The sequence below is a fragment of the Methylobacterium sp. AC433 genome (assembly GCF_979253015.1).
In genome coordinates, this window is record NZ_CEEDBN010000006.1 from 224,909 (window position 1) to 242,279 (window position 17,371).

Annotated in this window: 15 protein-coding genes; 8 read left to right on the forward strand and 7 right to left on the reverse strand. The window is 70.2% G+C overall.

The window, feature by feature from the left end; all coding sequences use genetic code 11:
* Positions 1 to 98: 98 nt before the first annotated feature.
* The 4 genes from larC to AC0IWM_RS11975 are packed head-to-tail and all read left to right on the forward strand — an operon-like array spanning position 99 to position 4,077.
* Positions 99 to 1,397: a nickel pincer cofactor biosynthesis protein LarC gene (larC, locus tag AC0IWM_RS11960; protein WP_471755198.1), complete on the forward strand. Its 1,299-nt coding sequence runs from the start codon at positions 99 to 101 to the stop codon at positions 1,395 to 1,397.
* Positions 1,394 to 2,221, forward strand: coding sequence for an ATP-dependent sacrificial sulfur transferase LarE (gene larE / locus AC0IWM_RS11965; protein ID WP_471755200.1), 828 nt, complete (start codon positions 1,394 to 1,396; stop codon positions 2,219 to 2,221). Before larC ends, larE begins: the two co-directional genes overlap by 4 nt.
* Positions 2,218 to 2,919 carry a nickel pincer cofactor biosynthesis protein LarB gene (larB, locus tag AC0IWM_RS11970; RefSeq protein WP_471755202.1) on the forward strand — a complete coding sequence of 234 codons (702 nt, stop codon included), beginning with the start codon at positions 2,218 to 2,220 and terminating at the stop codon, positions 2,917 to 2,919. The genes larE and larB overlap by 4 nt, the downstream gene beginning before the upstream one ends.
* A gap of 48 nt (positions 2,920 to 2,967) precedes the next feature.
* Positions 2,968 to 4,077: an aldo/keto reductase gene (locus tag AC0IWM_RS11975; protein ID WP_471755204.1), complete on the forward strand. Its 1,110-nt coding sequence runs from the start codon at positions 2,968 to 2,970 to the stop codon at positions 4,075 to 4,077.
* Positions 4,078 to 4,317: 240 nt separating this feature from the next.
* Here the strand turns inward: AC0IWM_RS11975 and cynS are convergent, their stop codons facing one another.
* Both cynS and AC0IWM_RS11985 read right to left on the reverse strand, forming a co-directional pair.
* Positions 4,318 to 4,806 carry a cyanase gene (gene cynS / locus AC0IWM_RS11980; protein WP_056467827.1) on the reverse strand — a complete coding sequence of 163 codons (489 nt, stop codon included), beginning with the start codon at positions 4,804 to 4,806 and terminating at the stop codon, positions 4,318 to 4,320.
* A gap of 167 nt (positions 4,807 to 4,973) precedes the next feature.
* On the reverse strand, positions 4,974 to 6,629 hold the full coding sequence (locus AC0IWM_RS11985) for a hypothetical protein (protein ID WP_471755206.1): 1,656 nt from the start codon (positions 6,627 to 6,629) through the stop codon (positions 4,974 to 4,976).
* 433 nt (positions 6,630 to 7,062) lie between these two features.
* On the opposite strand from AC0IWM_RS11985, the gene AC0IWM_RS11990 reads away from it, so the two are divergent.
* The 4 genes from AC0IWM_RS11990 (at position 7,063) to AC0IWM_RS12005 (ending at position 10,856) form a co-directional block, all read left to right on the forward strand.
* Positions 7,063 to 7,992: an aldo/keto reductase gene (locus tag AC0IWM_RS11990; RefSeq protein ID WP_471755207.1), complete on the forward strand. Its 930-nt coding sequence runs from the start codon at positions 7,063 to 7,065 to the stop codon at positions 7,990 to 7,992.
* Positions 7,982 to 8,716, forward strand: a complete 735-nt coding sequence (locus tag AC0IWM_RS11995; RefSeq protein WP_471755209.1) for an NADPH-dependent F420 reductase — start codon at positions 7,982 to 7,984, stop codon at positions 8,714 to 8,716. Before AC0IWM_RS11990 ends, AC0IWM_RS11995 begins: the two co-directional genes overlap by 11 nt.
* Positions 8,713 to 10,080: an NTP/NDP exchange transporter gene (locus tag AC0IWM_RS12000; protein WP_471755211.1), complete on the forward strand. Its 1,368-nt coding sequence runs from the start codon at positions 8,713 to 8,715 to the stop codon at positions 10,078 to 10,080. Before AC0IWM_RS11995 ends, AC0IWM_RS12000 begins: the two co-directional genes overlap by 4 nt.
* A gap of 302 nt (positions 10,081 to 10,382) precedes the next feature.
* Entirely contained in the window at positions 10,383 to 10,856 is a 474-nt protein-coding gene (locus tag AC0IWM_RS12005) for a Ros/MucR family transcriptional regulator (RefSeq protein WP_471755213.1), read from the forward strand.
* A gap of 109 nt (positions 10,857 to 10,965) precedes the next feature.
* Here AC0IWM_RS12005 and AC0IWM_RS12010 read toward each other — a convergent pair whose 3' ends face one another.
* From AC0IWM_RS12010 to AC0IWM_RS12030, 5 genes are all read right to left on the reverse strand, one after another.
* On the reverse strand, positions 10,966 to 11,238 hold the full coding sequence (locus AC0IWM_RS12010) for a hypothetical protein (protein ID WP_471755215.1): 273 nt from the start codon (positions 11,236 to 11,238) through the stop codon (positions 10,966 to 10,968).
* 8 nt (positions 11,239 to 11,246) lie between these two features.
* Positions 11,247 to 12,392 (reverse strand): YncE family protein, encoded by a 1,146-nt coding sequence (locus tag AC0IWM_RS12015; RefSeq protein WP_471755217.1) that lies wholly within the window; start codon positions 12,390 to 12,392, stop codon positions 11,247 to 11,249.
* A 190-nt stretch (positions 12,393 to 12,582) separates the two neighbouring features.
* Entirely contained in the window at positions 12,583 to 12,744 is a 162-nt protein-coding gene (locus AC0IWM_RS12020) for a hypothetical protein (RefSeq protein WP_471755219.1), read from the reverse strand.
* A 690-nt stretch (positions 12,745 to 13,434) separates the two neighbouring features.
* Positions 13,435 to 14,892, reverse strand: coding sequence for a peptidoglycan L,D-endopeptidase MepK (locus tag AC0IWM_RS12025; protein WP_471755221.1), 1,458 nt, complete (start codon positions 14,890 to 14,892; stop codon positions 13,435 to 13,437).
* A 283-nt stretch (positions 14,893 to 15,175) separates the two neighbouring features.
* Positions 15,176 to 17,326: a L,D-transpeptidase family protein gene (locus AC0IWM_RS12030; protein ID WP_471755223.1), complete on the reverse strand. Its 2,151-nt coding sequence runs from the start codon at positions 17,324 to 17,326 to the stop codon at positions 15,176 to 15,178.
* Between the last annotated feature and the right edge of the window lie 45 nt (positions 17,327 to 17,371).

The window sequence follows — 17,371 nt, forward strand, 5'->3', positions numbered from 1 at the left end:
CGGCCTTCGGTCCCCACGCCCGGGCGCTTGCCGCCGGACCTTTCCGGACGATGTCGCGTTCGCCCTCTGCGGTGACGGGACGACGAACGCGAACGCGCATGCAGATCCACCTCGACGCCCTCGGCGGCATCGCCGGCGACATGTTCGCCGCCGCGCTCCTCGATGCCTTTCCCGATCGGGAAGCCGGGGTGCTGGACAGCATCCGCGCCGCCCTGCCGGAGGTGTCCTGCGAGCTCGTCCGCCACAACGACGGTATCCTGGCCGGCCGGCGCTTCCGCGTGGCGCGTCGCGGGACGGAGGGCGGCCGCGCCGGGGCCGCGCCCGTCCATCGGCACCACGATCATGCGCATGAGCACGAATCCACGCACGGGCATCCCCACGGCGACGCCCCCGCGGCGCATGGCCACCGGCACTGGTCGCGCATCCGCGCGGAGCTCGAGGCCGCGCCCCTCGATCCGGCCGTACGGACCCACGCCATCGGCATCTTCACCCGCTTGGCCGAGGCCGAGGCCCGGGTCCACGGCATCGCGGTCGCGGACGTCGCCTTCCACGAGGTCGGCGCCTGGGACTCGATCGCCGACATCGTGGCGGCCGCCCACCTGATCGCGGCCCTCGACGCCGAGGCCTGGAGCGTTTCGGCGCTGCCCCTCGGCTCGGGACGGATCCGGACCCAGCACGGGCCGCTGCCGGTGCCGGCCCCCGCCACCAGCCTCCTCCTCGAAGGCTTCGAGACCCTGGACGACGGCGTGCCGGGCGAACGGGTGACCCCCACGGGCGCCGCGATCCTGCGCCACCTGCGGGACATCGCGCCGCCGCGCGCCGCCGCGCCGCGGCTGCTGAAGGGCTCGGGCATCGGCTTCGGCACCAAGGTCCTGCCCGGCCTCAGCAACTGCCTGCGCGTCCTGGTCTACGAGGCGGCGGCGGCCCGCGGGAGCGGCGAGCACCGCGACCTCGGCGTGATCGAGTTCGAGGTGGACGACCAGTCGGCGGAGGATCTCGGCATGGGCCTCGACCGCCTGCGCGCGCATCCCGACATCTTCGACGTCGTGCAGATGCCGGTCTTCGGCAAGAAGGGGCGGATGATGACCCATGTCCGGGCGCTCGCCCGCGCCGGCGCCCTCGACGCGGCGGTGGCGGCCTGCTTCCGCGAGACCACCACGATCGGCCTTCGCCATCGCATCGTCTCCGGCGCCGCCCTGCCGCGCCGGATGCACACGGTCACGGTCGAGGGCCGGCCCGTGCGGGTGAAGGTGGTCGACCGGCTGGAGGGGCGCACCGCCAAGGCAGAGGCCGACGACGCGGTCGCGCAGGAGACCCACGCGACCCGCGCGGGCCTGCGCCGCGCGGCCGAGGCGCTCGCGCTCCGGGCCGATTCCGAGGACGGGGGCGCGGCATGAGCCTCGATCCCCGGCAGCGCCTGAACGATGCCCTCCGGGAGACCGGGCCGCTCGCGGTCGCGGTCAGCGGCGGCGTCGACAGCCTGACCCTCGCCGAGACCGCCCATCGCCTCCTCGGGGCCGACCGGGCGCTGATGGTGCACGCGGCCTCGCCGGCCGTGCCCGCGGAGGCGACCCAGCGGGTGCGGGACGCGGCGGCCCGGGCCGGCTGGTCCCTGCGCGTGGTCGAGGCCGGCGAGTTCGCCGATCCGAACTACCGCGCCAATCCGGTCAACCGTTGCTTCTTCTGCAAGACCAACCTCTACGTCACCATTCGCCGGGTGACCGACCGGACCATGGTGTCGGGGGCCAATCTCGACGATCTCGGCGAGTACCGGCCGGGTCTCGACGCCGCGCGCGAGCACGGCGTGCGCCATCCCTACGTGGAGGCCGGACTGGACAAGGCCGCGGTGAGGGCGCTCGCCCGCGACCTCGGCCTCGGAGCGGTGGCGGAACTCCCGGCGGCGCCCTGCCTGTCGAGCCGGGTCGAGACCGGAATCCGGATCGAGCCCGAGACCCTCGCCTTCATCCATGCCGTCGAGGGCCTGGTCAGCCGCACCCTCGACGCGTCGACCGGTCCGAGGCGCGCCGTGCGCTGCCGCGTCCGGGCCGCCGGGATCGTGGTGGAGCTCGACCCCGACAGCCTCGCGGCGCTCGACGGTTCGCGCCGGAGCGCCCTGGCGGCGGAGATCCTGGCCGGCGCGCCGGCGAACCTGCCGGAGGCGCCGGTGCGCTTCATGGCCTACCGCACCGGCAGCGCCTTCCTGACGGGGGCGGCCCGATGAGCGTCGCCGACGAGTTCGTCCTCGACTTCGCCCGACCCGAGCGGATCGGCCTCGAGGAGGCGATCTACGCCGCCGGCAAGTCGCCGGTGCAGATCGACGCGATCCTGGACGCCGCCGCCGCGCGCGGTGCGCCGCTGCTGCTGACGCGCCTCGACGCCGACAAGCACGCGGCCCTCGCCGCGCCGCACCGCGCGCGGATCGATTACTGCGCGGTCTCGCGGACCGCGATCTTCGGGCAGGCCCGCCCGATCACCGGGCCTGTCCGGATCGGCATCGTCGCCGCCGGCACCTCCGACGTTCCGGTCGCCCGCGAGGCCGAGCGGACCCTGGCCTACCAGGGCCACGCCTCGACCCTCTTCGCCGATGTCGGCGTCGCGGGGCTCTGGCGCCTGACCCGGCGGCTCGACGAGATCCGCGCCCACCCGATCCTCATCGTGGCCGCCGGCATGGATGCGGCCCTGCCCAGCGTCGTCGGCGGCCTCGTCGCCAGCGCCCTGATCGCGGTGCCGACCTCCGTCGGCTACGGGGTGGCCGCGGGCGGCCGCACCGCCCTCGACGCCGTGCTGGCGAGCTGCGCCCCCGGCATCACCGTGGTCAACATCGACAACGGCTACGGGGCCGCCTGCGCGGCGATGCGCCTGCTCCAGGCCGCGCGGGCCCTCTCGGATCTCACGTCCAGCGACGGGGCGCGGGCCTGACATGCCGCGCCCGTTCCGCATCACCCCCCATCACACCGGAGAGCAGACATGGAACGCCGCAGCTTCCTTCAGGGCGCCGCCGCCGGCGCCGGCCTCGCCGCCACCAGCAGCGCCGGCGCGGCCGTGACCGCCCCCGGCCTGCCCGATGCCCGGCCGAAGGACCCGGCCGACCTGCCGCTCCGCACCGATCCCGGCGAGCGCCGGGGCGAGATGCTCTACCGCCCGTTCGGCCGCCACGACGAGAAGATCTCGGCGATCGGCATGGGCGGCTTCCACCTCGGCAAGAACGCGGTCTCCGACGACGAGGCGACCCGCCTCATCCATGCGGGCATCGATCGCGGCATCACCTTCATGGACAATTGCTGGGACTACAACGGCGGACGCTCGGAGCTGCGCATGGGCGCCGCCCTCGCGCAGGGCGGCTACCGCGACAAGGTCTTCCTGATGTCCAAGATGGACGGGCGCACCAGGCAGGAGGCGATGCGCCAGATCGACGAATCCCTCAAGCGCCTGCGCACCGACCGCATCGACCTCGTGCAGCACCACGAGATCCTGCGCTTCGACGACCCGGACCGGGTCTTCGCCGAGGGCGGCGCCATGGAGGCCTTCGTCGAGGCGAGGAAGGCCGGCAAGCTGCGCTACATCGGCTTCACCGGCCACAAGGATCCGCGCATCCACCTGCAGATGCTCGAGGTCGCCGCGGAGCGCGGCTTCCAGTTCGATTCCGTGCAGATGCCCCTCAACGTGATGGACGCGCATTTCCGCTCGTTCGGGCACCTCGTCCTGCCCTATCTCGTGCAGCACGGCATCGCGGCGCTGGGCATGAAGACCTTCGGCGACGGGGTCATCCTGAAGAGCGACGCGCCGATCAAGCCGCTCGAATACCTGCACTTCTCCCTGAACCTGCCGACCAGCGTCGTGATCACCGGCATCGAGAGCCAGCGCGACCTCGACCAGGCCTTCGAGGCGGTGAAGACCTATCGGCCGATGGACAAGGCGACGGTGGCCGAGCTCCTGGAGCGCAGCAAGCCCTACGCGCTCCAGGGCAAGTACGAGCTGTTCAAGACCTCCGCCACCTTCGACGGCACGGCCAAGAACGCGGCCTGGCTCGGCGAGGACGTCGAGAGCGTGAAGAAGCTCGCGCCGACGATGGAGTGAGGTTCGAAGGGCACCATTCGCGTCGGTGCGACCCATCCCGGCCGGGGGTCTTCGCGTCGTATCCCCGGACGCACCGGGCGCGTTCCGGGGCTCGCCTGCGGCGCCCCGGAACGACGCAGGGCGCGCCGCGGTCGGATCGCCGGGCCAGGATGGCGCCGCGGACGCGGCGGACGGCGACGCGGTGCATCCTGCGCGTTCCGGCGCGGAGCGCTGCCGCGGCGCTGAACGCCGGCCGGCCGCTCAGCCTTCCTTGAAGCCGTATTCCGGCACACCCTCTTCGTTGCCGTAGTACTTGTACGGCAGGAACTTGCCCGAGAGGTTCATCTTCACCCGGTCGCCCTTGTTGTTGGGCTCGCGTTCCATGGTCATGTTGAAGTCGATCGCCGACATGATGCCGTCCCCGAACTCCTCCTGGATCAACTCCTTCCAGGTGGTGCCGTAGACCATCACCAGCTCGTAGAAGCGGTAGATCAGCGGGTCCGTCGGCGGCATCTGGGCGATCGAGCCCCGGTAGGGCGCCTCGTTCAGCATCCGCTCCTCGGACGGCGACAGACCGAACAGGGCAGCGGCCTTGGCGGCCTGGGCCTTGGGCAGCTTCATCTGCCCCATGCAGGCGGCGGTGATCAGGATCGGCGAGATGCCGCCGATCTCGTCCTGGATGTACTTCCAGGTCCAGCCCTTCTCGCGCTTGATGTCGAGGAGCTTCTCGGTGAGGTCTTCGCGCTTCATGCCTGGGATCTCCGTGGCGGGTTGAAGGGGCGCCTCGTTCAGGCAAGCAGGACTGGTGCCGCTTCGCGGATCCGCCAGGGTGAGAGTCGGCCCGATCGAGCCGGACGCCGGGAGCGGGCCGACGCCACGTCGAGCGCCTGTCCGAGCCCGGTGTCCCGGGAAAGGCCTCAGGCGAACAGCATGGTGTCGGACGGAGCATGGACGACGAAGGCCTTGCCCTCGTCGACCCAGCCGGCGCCGGCCGCGCCGTTGTTGATGCCGGCGGCCTCCTCGGCGCTGCCCGCATAGTGATGCAGCCCCGTCACCTTGTTGTAGAAGCGCTCCAGGGTCATGTGCCCGGCACCGCTCGCGTCGTTGTAGGCCTGGAAGGCGACGCCCTCGTAATGGTAGCTCGAGGTGGAATTGATCAGCTGGTCGCGTTCCGCGACGCTGTCCGTCAGGAAGTGTGTGCCGGACTTCGTCTCCAGGAAACGGAACACGTCGTGGGTGAGCGCGCTCTGATCGGGCGTCCCCCAGGGAGAGCCCTCGAAGTTGAACGTCGGCATCGTGCTCAGGATCTGCTGCTTTTCGACGCCGCTCGTGGTGTAGAAATGATCGCCCGTGCTGGTGTCGAAGAACCGGTAGATGGCGCGGAAACTCCCGTCGGCGGCCGCGGTGGCGGTGCTTGCCGCCGGGACCACAGAAGGCGCCACGGTCGGGGACAGGGTCGCGATCAAGCCGACGTTGCTCGTCGTCACGAGCGTAGCACCCGCACCCCCTGACTGGGCGGCGAGGGCCTGCACGATGGAGACGTCCCCGGTCAGGCTCAGCGTCGAGAACCGTTCGCCGGCATTCAGCGTCATCTCCCAATTGTTGTAGAGATGCGTCGCCGACGAGGGCATGTAGAAGACGTTGTTGTAGTGATAGTCGCCGGTCTGCTTGAAGAACGAATCGCCCGTATTCAGGTACATGGCATTGTCGTGAAACGCGATCTGCCCTGCCTTGTAGGCGGCGTCCAGGAAGACGCTGGCCATCTGCTTGGTGCTGTTGTTCTGTTCGATGACCGAATTGTGGCTGACGTCCACGTTGGAGAACTTGCTGGCGAATCCGCCGCCACCGTTGTGCAGGACCATGAAGCCGTTGTTGTTCAGGCTGACGTTGTTGGTGATGGAAATGTTCGTCAAGGAATTGTTATAACCACCGGCCTCGATGAAGCCGACGCTGTTTTCGACCCAGTTGTCGTGAATCTTGATGTTGTCCATGTTGCCGAACAGCTCGATGCCGCCGCCGTCGTAGGTGTAGTCGTAGCTGGCGGCCTTGCCGTTGGTGACGCGATTGAACGAGACTTCGTTGTTGCTGTTGCCGATCAGGATCCCGACCGCGCCGTAATCGTCATCCTTGATGTCGGGCGTATTCTTGATCATCTTCAGATCGTGAAAATAGCTTCGCGTGACGAGGTTGTTCGTGCCGTTGAGCATGACGCCTTCGCCGACGTTGCTCGCCTCGATGTTCCGAATCGTCACGTAGCTCGACGTCTTCATGACGTTGATGCCGGCCTGTCCGGCCGCGCCGATGTTCAGACCTTCGACGACGATGTATTTCGAATTGGCGACGTTGATACCATCCGAATAACCCGAGGCGTTGTTGTTGATGACGGCCGCGGCACCCAGGCCATAGGTGGTGAAGGTGATCGGCGCCGCCTCCGTGCCGGATGCCGCGATGTTCAGGGCGCCCGTTCCGGCCGCCGAGGCATTGTAGGCGGTGCCGGCCTTGAACGCGACGGTGTCGCCCGCCTGCAGCTTGAGCTTGTTGACCGCGTCGAGGCTCGCGAACGGAGTGGCCATGGAACGGCCGCTGTTCTGGTCGCTCGCTGCGGACGAAGATGCGTCGACGTAATAAATCGTCATCACACGGTCTCGGTGAATGGTAAAATTGACTTCAGTTCATCGGTAGGTCCTTCGTGCTTATCGAGCGTTAAGCGGCATGCTTAAGCTTTCGTTTTCGGCCTTGGTCCAATTCTCACGGCCACGTCTGCCGCAGCGGATGTCCTGAAATCTACAGGGTGCGCCACCGCACGAGCCGTGTTCCGCCGATGCGGCGGCGAGGCCGGCCTGCCCGCCCTCGCCGGCCTTTCCGCGCCCTCGTCGGCCGCGCCGCGGGGGTTCGGCCGGCCTCGGGAGCGTCGATCCGAAAATCCGTCCACTCCCGGACATGTCGAAGCCCGAGCGGCGGCCCTAGATGTCACGGACGCTCGACTTCGCTGGAGTTCAGGCCCCGATGGATCTCTCACGACGCGCCGTGCTCGCCGGTGCCGGTCTGCTGCCCCTCTCGGTCGCATGGCCGGGACGTCCCGCGATCGCCGACCCTGCGAAGTCCACGGGTTTGCTGCGCCGGCCGATTCCCTCGTCCGGCGAAACCTTGCCGGTGATCGGGATCGGCACCTCGCGGCGCTACGAAGTCGAGCCGACCCCGGAGAAGATCGCGCCGCTGCGCGAGGCGGTGCAGCGTTTCGTGTCGCTCGGCGGGACGGTGATCGACACCGCGCCGAGCTACGGCACCGCCGAGGACGTGCTCGGGCTGATCCTCGGCCAGGACGGCCTTCGCGAGAAGGTGTTCCTCTGCAGCAAGGTCGGGACGCCGGGCCGCGAGGCCGGTGCGGCGGAGATCGCGCGATCCTTCCAGCGCCTGAAGACGGCGGTGATCGACCTCATCGCCGTCCACAACCTCATCGATCCGGACGCCAACCTCGCGACCCTGCGCGGGCTGAAGGCCGAGGGCAAGATCCGCTACCTCGGCGCGACGGTCTGGCGGGACAGCCAGCTCGCGGATCTGGAAGCCCTGATGGCGCGCGAGACCCTGGACTTCATCCAGGTGAACTACGCCCTCGACGATCGCGGCGCCGCCGCGCGCATCCTGCCCCTGGCGAAGGAGCGCGGCATGGCCGTGATGGTCAACGTGCCCTTCGGGCGGGACCGCCTGTTCAAGGCCGTGCAGGGGCGCGAGCTACCGCCCTGGGCGGCGGAGTTCGACTGCGCGACCTGGCCGCAATTCTTCCTGAAATACGTCCTCGGGCACGAGGCCGTGACCTGCCCGATCCCCGGCATGGCCAAAGCGGCCTATGTCGAGGACAACCTCGGCGCCGCTCGGGGGCGCCTGCCCGACGCCGCACAGCGCACTCGCATGGAGGCCTTCGTCGATGCACTCTGACCCTCTGACCCGCCGCGCGATCCTCGCGCTCGCCGCCGGCGCGACCCTGGCCGTGGCCTTCGCGGGTCCGGCCTGGGCGCAGGCGCCGTCCCAGCCCGCGCGCATCGGCATCATCGGGGCCGGCAACATCGGCGGCACCCTCGGCGGTCTCTGGGCCAGGGCCGGCCATCAGGTCATGCTGTCCTCCCGGCACCCGGAGGAACTGAAGAGCCTCGTCGAGGGCCTCGGACCCAATGCCCGCGCCGGGACTCCGGCCGAGGCGATCGCCTTCGGCGACGTCTTGCTCGTCGCCGTTCCCTACAAGGCCTATCCGCAGATCGCGCAGGATCATGGCGCCGCCCTGAAGGGCAAGATCGTCATCGATGCCGGCAACGCCACCCAGGCCCGCGACGGCGAGGTCTACGGCGAGGTCCAGGCCGGCGGCATCGCCGCCGTGTCGGCCAAGTACCTGGCAGGCGCCCGCATCGTACGGGCCTTCAACGCGGCCAATTACAAGCTGTTCGCCAAGAACGCCCATCGCGACGGCGGCCGGATGGCGATCCCCCTCGCGGGCGACGACCCGAAGGCCGTCGCCGAGGTGTCGAAGCTCGTCACCGATGCGGGCTTCGACCCGGTGGTGGTCGGGCCGCTCGCCAAGGCCGACAGCTTCGCCATGGGCTCGCCCGGCTTCGGCCTCGAACTCACCGCCCCGGACCTGCGCACGCGCCTCGGTGTCACGCCTTGAGCGGTGAAACCGCCGCCGGCGCTTCGCCCGATGCGCCGGCGGAGCGGCCTGCTTCCAGCTGGCTCGGGCGCCTCGTCGACGTACGGCCGGGCGAGGCGCCGGCGCTCGCCTGGTCCTGGGCCTACATCTTCTCGATCCTGGCGGCCTACTACGTCCTGCGCCCGATCCGCGACCAGATGGGCGTGGCCGGCGGCATCGAGAACCTGCCCTGGCTCTTCACGGGGACGCTGGTTGGCATGCTGGCCCTCAACGTGCCCTTCGCCTGGCTGGTGAAGACCCTGCCGCGGGCGCGCTTCGTGCCGCTGACCTACCGGTTCTTCGCCGCCAACATCCTGGTCTTCGCCGCCGGACTCTACCTCGCGGGTCCGGAGGGCGACATCTGGATCGGCCGGGCCTTCTTCATCTGGCTGTCGATCTTCAACCTGTTCGTGGTCTCGGTGTTCTGGGCCACCATCGTCGACGTCTTCTCGACGGAGCAGGGCAAGCGCCTGTTCGGCTTCATCGCGGCCGGCGCGACCCTGGGCGCCATCGCGGGCTCGGCCACCACGGCGATCCTGGCCCGGGACGTGCCGACCTGGGCGCTCCTGATCGGCGCGGCCCTGCTCCTCGAGGCGGCGGTGTTCAGCATGCGCGGCCTCGCCCGGCTGTCGGACCGCCTGCGCCAGGCGCCAGGGGCCGGCGAGGGCGCGCCCGCCGAGGCCATCGGCGGCAGCGCCTTCGCGGGCATCACCCGGACCTTCCGGTCGCCCTACCTGCTCAACATCGGCCTGTTCCTGCTGCTGTTCTCGATCACCTCGACCTTCCTGTATTTCGAGCAGGCCGGCATCGCCAAGCGCAGCTTCCCCGATCGCGGGGCGCAGACGGCCTTCTTCGCCAGCGTCGACCTCCTGGTGAACGTGCTGACGCTCGGGGTACAGTTCTTCCTGACCGGGCGGATCGTGCGGCGCATCGGCGTCGGGCCGAGCCTCGCCCTGCTGCCGGCGGCCAGCATCCTCGGCTTCGCGGCGCTGGCCGTGTCCCCGACGATCACCGCCATCGTGGTGTTCCAGGTCCTGCGCCGGGCGGGCAACTTCGCCATCGCGCGCCCCATTCGCGAGGTGCTGTTCACCGTCGTGCCGCGGGAGGATCGCTACAAGGCGAAGAACTTCATCGACACGGTGGTCTACCGCGTCGGTGACCAGGTCGGGGCCTGGTCGTTCGCCGGGATCGCGGCCCTCGGGCTCGGCGCGACGGCCGTCGCCGTGACGGCGGTGCCGCTGTCCCTCGCCTGGCTCCTGAACAGCCTCTGGCTCGGGCGCCGGCAGGCGGAGCGTCAGCGGCAACAGGAAGAAATCCTCCAGGATCGGAGCCGGACGGGCGGGTAGCGACGGTCGAGCGGCCCCCCGGAAACAAGCAGGGAGCGCCCTGATTCGTCGTCAAGCGGGGCCGGCATGGACGATGCCCGGTCTATCGACGCCGGCCCGATGGTTGTGTCGGTCGAACCGCCTGACGACAATAGCAATAATCCCCAGTAGGTGCCTTGCTGCAGCGCCTCTGTTGTGCACATCTCTTATCTGTGATGTGCATGTCTGGCATGTAAATCGATCAAATGGTCCGCTGGCGCTTGATAAATGTCTACGGATGGGCAATTTGGTGCCTTGGGGGCACAGGGAAAAGAAAAGTACGCATGTCCGAAAGCACCGAACTTCAAACGACCGATTTCGTCGATCTCGCAGCCGACATCGTTGCGGCTTACGTGTCGAACAATCCTGTCCGGCCCACCGATCTCCCGGACCTGATCCGCAGCGTGCACGCTGCCCTCAACGGCCTGGTCAGCGGCGTTTCGCAGACCGCCGAGGAGATCGCGCCCGAGAAGCCGACGGCCGCGCAGATCCGCAAGTCGGTCATGCCGGACGGCATCATCAGCTTCCTCGACGGCAAGAGCTACAAGACGCTGAAGCGGCACCTGAGCAGCCACGGCCTCGATCCGCACAGCTACCGCCAGCGCTACGGCCTCCCGGCCGACTACCCCATGGTCGCCCCGTCCTACGCGGCGATGCGCTCGGAACTGGCGAAGTCCATCGGGCTCGGCCAGGTCGCCAACCGCAACGAGGACGAGGACGTGCAGCCGAAGGCCAAAAGCCGCAAGCAGGCCGCCTGATCCACCGCTCCACGCCGTGTCGAAGCTCCGTGTCCGTCGATGGCGCGGGGCTTCGTCGGTCCAGCCGACCCGCCTCGCCAGCCCCGCTGCGAGGCTTTTTCATGTCTTGCTAGAGCCAGCGCTCGTCGAGATCCGTCGCATTGCGGTCGGCGACCGGTTGCGACTCGTCGCCTTCGGCGAAGATCACGACATCGTCCGGGCCGACGTCGCGCGTGGCGTAGAAGTCCCAGCGCCGGTGGATCACCCGCGGCCCGCCGAAGAGGCGGTAGGCGTTCCAGTATCGGTCGTCACGGAAGCCGACATAGTGGACGCTGCGGGGCGGCCGCGCGGCCCCGTCGCCGCCGGCTGCGGGCAGAGAGGCCGAGGCGCGACCGGCCCGCACGGCGGGTCCTAGCGTCCGGCTAGGGAGGCGGGCTGGCCGGGCAGCGCCAACCGGGTGCCGGTATCGACGAGGCTGTCGCCCGCGACGCGATAGACGCCCAGGGTCCGGTCGACGTAGTTTCCGACATAGACGTAGCCTCCGGACGGACTGAACGCGATCCCCTGGGTCACGGCACCCGCCTCGGCGGTCGACACCAGCCGGACGCCGTCCGCGGAGATCGCCAGGAGGGCGACGGCGCCGGTGGGCGTGTAGGCCGGGCTGCTGCGCGGCGCGCTCGCACCGCGGACCACGGAGACGGCCGCGTGACGGCCGTCGGGCGCGATCGCCAGGGCCTCGGGCGTGTCGCCGATGCCCAGATGATCGATCACGCGGGGGCGCGGGCCATCGGCGCGGATCACGCTCACCGTATCGGCGTGGCCGTCGCTCGGCTCGGGTCCGGTATTGCCGGTGAGCGCCAGGGATCCGTCCGGCGTCACGTCGAGCCCATAGACGCCCGGTCCCACCGGCATGTCCCGGTCGCGCTCGTAGCGCACCTGCGTCCCCGCGATGGCGAGGATTCCGACGCGCCCGACCTTGTTCTTGGCCACGAAGGCCCGTCGTCCGTCGGGCGCGAACGCGACCGCCGCGGCCTCGTCGCCAACGTCGATCGTCGCGATGGGCCGCACCTCCGTGCCCCGGATCGTCAGGACCGTGACGCTGCGTCCCTCGCGGTTCGCGACGAGGGCGAGGTCCCCGGCCTTCGCGATGGCGAGGCCGGAGGGCTGGCGGCCGACCGTGACGGTCTCGACCAGGCGCGCAGGGCTGGCGGACAGATCGATGACGTGCAGCCGGTCGTCGGCCTGCGCGTACCAGGCCGGTCCCTCCTGACGCATCAGGACGGAACTCGCCACGAGGCCGAGCTTGCCATCGGGCGTGATCCGAAGGTTCGTCGGTGGTCCGTAGACGGAATTGTCGAGGGGCAGGGTCTGCACGAGCCGGGGCCGGGCCTCGTCGCTGACGTCGACGATGCCGACGGCGTCCTGGCCGTTCGGCCCGTTGCGGCCGCCATCCGGTTCGAAGAAGGTCTTGCCGTCGAGGCCCACCAGCAGAAGGGCCGGCGCGTCGGCCCGGGTCGGCCCCGGGGCCAGAAGGGCGAGGGCCGCGAAAGCGGCCATTCGGTAGCGGTGCAGCGGCGGAGCGATCATGCCGTGCAGATAGGGCGACGGTCCCGCAGATCTCGGCGACGGCGTCACGACGACGACGTCTCGCCCCTGCGCCGGCTTCGCTCACGGCATCGACGGGTGCCGGGCACCTCGCCACGCCGCTTCGAGCGAGCATCCCGGTCTGCTCGGATCAGGCGAGGATCTATCGGAAGAGGCGAAGACCCGCGCCCAGAAATCCCAGGCCGGCGATCAGCAGGGTGCCGCCAGCCCATTCGAGGGCGGCACGCCGACGTGTCGTGGTCTGCGCGGCCGCCGCGAGGGCGACGCCGGCCAGCAGGCAACTGACGCTGATGGTGACCATCACGAACCGCCTCCCTTTCGTCTTGGAGCCATCGCGGTCCTCATCCTACGATTGCCAGAGTCTCCCAGTGGCTGGGTGCGGTTCTTGTCCGTCAAAGGAAGGACAGCCCGCATACCCCATTTGGGGGATCGAAGTGGTTTCCGCACGCGATAAAATACGTACAGGCAACGCTCGATCGGTCGCCAAATCAAACAGACCGTCAGGTCAGAGGCCGCATCGGCGAAAGTAACGGCCGATTTCGATGGAAGGATCCATCACAAGATTTTGCAGGCCTGGCATCTCGTAGGGGGGAACAACAATCCCGGCGAGGCCAGGAGCGAAGATCATGCCGCGTTGTTCGATGCAATTTGAGCTTGCGTCTTGATATTGAATTCAAGACGAGATAGAAAGGGCACTGGTCTCTGCTTTATCTTGCCTGGCCGCAGGCCTCTACGGTTCGACCGTGCGGGACGGGTGGCAATCCAAACCGTTTCTGGATCGATTCCAGGCATTATGGTGCGACGGCTCGCCGATCGCGGGGCCTGCATCCGGTTCCGGATGGCGTCGCCGGAGGGCATGGTCCGACCGGCTGCCGGCGCGGCCTGCGGGCCATCGCGCGCCGCAATTCGCGGTCGCTTCGGATTGGGGGCGTAGGTCGGGAGCGCGCCGGCCGATTGCGGTCGTGGGGACGACCGGATCGCGCTGGATCTCGGCTCAGCGGGCGCCGGGGACCGTGCGCGTGGCGGAACTGCTGAAGCGGGAGGCCGCGAGGTCGTCGCCGGGGCTGCGGGCGGAGAAGCGGGTCGCGACGCCGGCCGGCGGCATGACGATCGCCGTCGGCGCGCCGTCCAGCTTTGTCTTGGCGTTGGCGAGCTTCACCGGAGCCGCGCGGCTCGCCGGTTCCGCGTCCGCCGCCGCCGCGACGAAGAGGGCGCGCAATTGCACGCGCGGTTCGGCATTGGCCGGAACCAGCGCCGGCCGTGCCGCCACGGGCGTCGACGGGAGATTGGCCATACCGGCATTGCCGAGGCCCGCGACCTGCACGGCGGGCCGCTGCGGGGGCAGGGGCATCGTGAGGGCGGCGGTGACGGCGGCGAACTCGGACGGACGCCGGGGCGGAAGCGGCAGGGCGATGGAGGCGACGGGCTCCGATGCCGGCGTCGCCGCCTCGGCCGGCACCTCGCCGGTCAGCAGGCTCTGCGCATTGCGGCCGTCGCGGCGGAGGAGATTGCCCTTCAGCGCCTCGTCGGTGGCGGGCGCCGCGTAGGCGAGGGCGGCGCGGGCGCCGACCGCGTCCTCCGGATCGGCGCTGGCGACGAGGACCGGCGCCGGCTTGGCCCGCGTCCGCTCGGGCGCCTTGGCCGCCGCCTGGACCGGCGGCGCGCTCTCCTGCGCCCGGCCGCCGCCGAACAGGCTCGCGAAGAACCCCTTGATGCTCGGGCCGTCATCCTCGTCCATCTGCGCCACTTCCGTGACGCCGAGGACGGTGCCGCCGCGCGAGAGGATCTCGGCGCGGGCGAGCTCGTAGCCGGGGAGGGGGCGGTTGTCGGAGGGCAGGTGAACGGTCTTGCCGTCCGGGAACAGGCGGGCCAGCTGGTCGTGGGTCATGCGCGGCCAGGACCGGACGGAGCCGACGTCGAGATGGACGAAGGGTGTGCCGGAACGCGGATACCAGCCGACGCCGCCGCGCTGCATCCGCATGCCCACGGCGCGGATCTGGTCGATCGAGACGTCGGGCAGGTGGAAGTCCATCGCCTTGCCGAGCATGTGCTGGCTGTACTCGGCGACCATCCGCGAGCGCCGCCGCAGCATCGCGTTGGTGCCGGGGGAGCGATAGGCCGAGACGACGTTGATCGGCTGCTGGGAGCCCACCGAGCGGTAGGCCTCCCACACCGTGTCGAACAGCCGGGGATCCATCTTGGTCGGCTCGTCCGCGCGCCAGTCGCGCAGGAGCCAGTTCAGCTGCTCGAGGGCGGCCCGGTCATAGCGTCCGTCGCGCTTAAAGGTGACGGTCAGGCTTTCCTTGGTGTGGGTGTGATAGATCGAGATGGTCCGGGTGTCGCCGTTGGCGACGGCATCCTGGGTGCCGCGGGTTCCACCGACCAGGGCGAGGCCGAAGCTGGCTGCGATGACGGCGAGGCGCCCGGTGCGCTTCGGGACGGAGAGGCGCATGACCGAACGGCCGCGTCGCAGAAGCTTACCCACCGTGGTCTCACCCTCTACCCAGTCGCGCGCGGGGCACGGATCGTGGTGAACGCAAGGTTGCCGAAAACCGTAAACGTCCGGTTTACCGTATCCCCGGCGCGTCTCCGCCCATGCGTTAACGGCTAAGTCTCAACCGTGGCAAAATCGTGCCCCGGTGTGCGCGGACGCACAGGGCGGATTTTCTTCCTCGCGGCACGATCCCAAGACGGTGCCGGGACCCGGTGCGTCGAGCCGCCGGTCGCCCCGCCGTCTACCACCAGCCGTTCAAGGGCCGGCCCGGACGCGGCGTCCAGAGGTCGGGCTCGCCGAAATCGGCGGGCGGACGGGCCGCCGTGGTGCGGGTCGCCGCGTCGGCGTCGGAATTCACCTCCCGGACGCGCGGACGGCGCACCTCGGCCATCGGCTTCGGCGTGCCCGTCAGGATCGAGCCCGTCCGCGCGGTCACGGCCGGCTTCTTCTGGGCGGCACGCCGGGCATCCGGCGTCTTGCCGTCGGTCCCGCGCGCGACGAGGAGGCTGCCCGGGCTGAGGCCCAGGGCGATCTTCATGCGCGAATCGTAGCCGTAGAGGTCGGGCAGGGTGCGGACCGTCCCGGCCTCGTCGACCGAGGTCGTGAAGTAGGCGAGGTGGACCGGCAGCTTCTCGGTCAGGCGGATCTGGCGCTCGCCCTTCCCGATGAGCTTCTTCAGGCGCTCGCTCGACCACGCCTCCGGCAGGACCGCGTCGGCGAACCGGAACGGGTCCTCGACCCGCACGCAGCCGTGGCTGAGGGCGCGATGCGCGGACGAGAACAGGGTCCGGTTGGGCGTGTCGTGCAGGTAGACCGCGTGGTTGTTCGGGAACATGAACTTGATGAACCCGAGGGCGTTGCGCTCGCCCGGCGGCTGGCGCACCGAGACGTTCCCGTTGCGGTAGACCACCTCGTAGCCGCGGCGCGCCGCGTAGTTCGGGTCGCGGGCGAGCCCGGGCAGGAATTCGTTCTTGAGGATCGAGGGCGGCACGTTCCAGGACGGATTGACGACGGCGTATTCCATCATCCCCGAGAAGATCGGCGTCGGCGATTCCGTCTTGCCGACGATCACCCGTGCCTCGTCGCGCTGGCGCCCGTCCCGGATCACCCGCACGCGGAACTCCGGAATGTTGACCATGACGTAGTCGCGGCCGAGGTCGGAGGGCAGCCAGCGCCAGCGCTCCATGTTGACGATGAGCGCGGCCTCGCCGTCGTCGGTGCGCGCCGCGGCCTCGGGCCGGGCGAGGGCGGCCACGGTCTGCGCCGTCAGGGCACCGTTGGCGGGCAGGCCCCGCGCGCGCTGGAAGGCGGTCACCGCCGCGACCACGCCGGAATCGTAGGTGTCCGGATTGCCCGGCGCGGCGTCGAGGGTGCCGGCCGTCCGCGTCTCGAGGCCGAAGCGGCTGCGCAGCGCCGGAACGCGCGGGTCCGTCATGCCGAGCTTGAGCACCGGTCCCGGCGGCAGCTGAACGCTGGGCGCGGCCGGGGTTTGTCCGCGTCCGCGCAGCGTCGCGAGGCGCGCCTTCAGGGCGAGGTAGCCCGGCTGGGCCGGGTTGTAGCCCTGGAGCAGCGATCCGGCCGACGGGCCGCCGGAGGCGATGCGGGCGAGGACGGCCTCCGGAGCCGGCAGGTCGAGGGCGGGGGTGATCAGGCGCGACACGCTCGCGAGATGGATGCGCCCGCCGCGGGCATCGCGGGCATAGAGCACCACGGCGGCCGAGAGCCTGAGGTCGGCCTCGGCGATCTGGGCCTCAGTCGCGCCCTGCGTCCCGAGGACCGGCACCGGGTAGGCCGAGGCCGTCAGCCCGTCCTCGCCGGCGGCGGCCAGGCGCGCCGCGGCGGATTTCGCCGCCGGGGTCAGGCTTCCGTCGACGATCCAGACCGGCTTGAAGGCGCCGAGCGCGTAGAAGGCCTGGATCGCCTCGCGGTCCTTGGTCGAGAGCCTGGCGAGGAGGGGAGCGGAATCGGAGAGCCGGGTGGCGATGGCCGCGGCCTGCGGGTCGCTCGGCCGGGGCGTCGGTGCCGCCGCTTCGCTCGCGGGCGGCGTTCCCGGAGCGGCGGCGTTCGCGTCCGGTCCCGTCGCCGGAGCCGGGTTCGACGCGTTCGCGGCGGGGTCGGGCCTGGCCGGCGCGGCAGCCCCCGGATCGACCGAGGCGTTCCGCGTCACCGGGGTCGGGGCGGGCGTGTCCGAGGCCTGCGCCCGCGGCGGGTCGGCCTGGGGTGACTGGGCCTGGGGCGACTGGGCCTGGGGCGACTGGGCCTGGGGCGCCTGGGCCTGGGGCGCCTGGGCCTCGGGGATCTTCGCCTCGGGAACCTGGGCGTGAGCCCCGTAGCCGACGCAGCCCGCCAGCAGGGCGGACAGCGCGACGGAGGCGGAGCGCGAAACGCCCATGATGGCAACTCCTCGGAACCGACCGTGCCGGCCGGTGGGATTAGG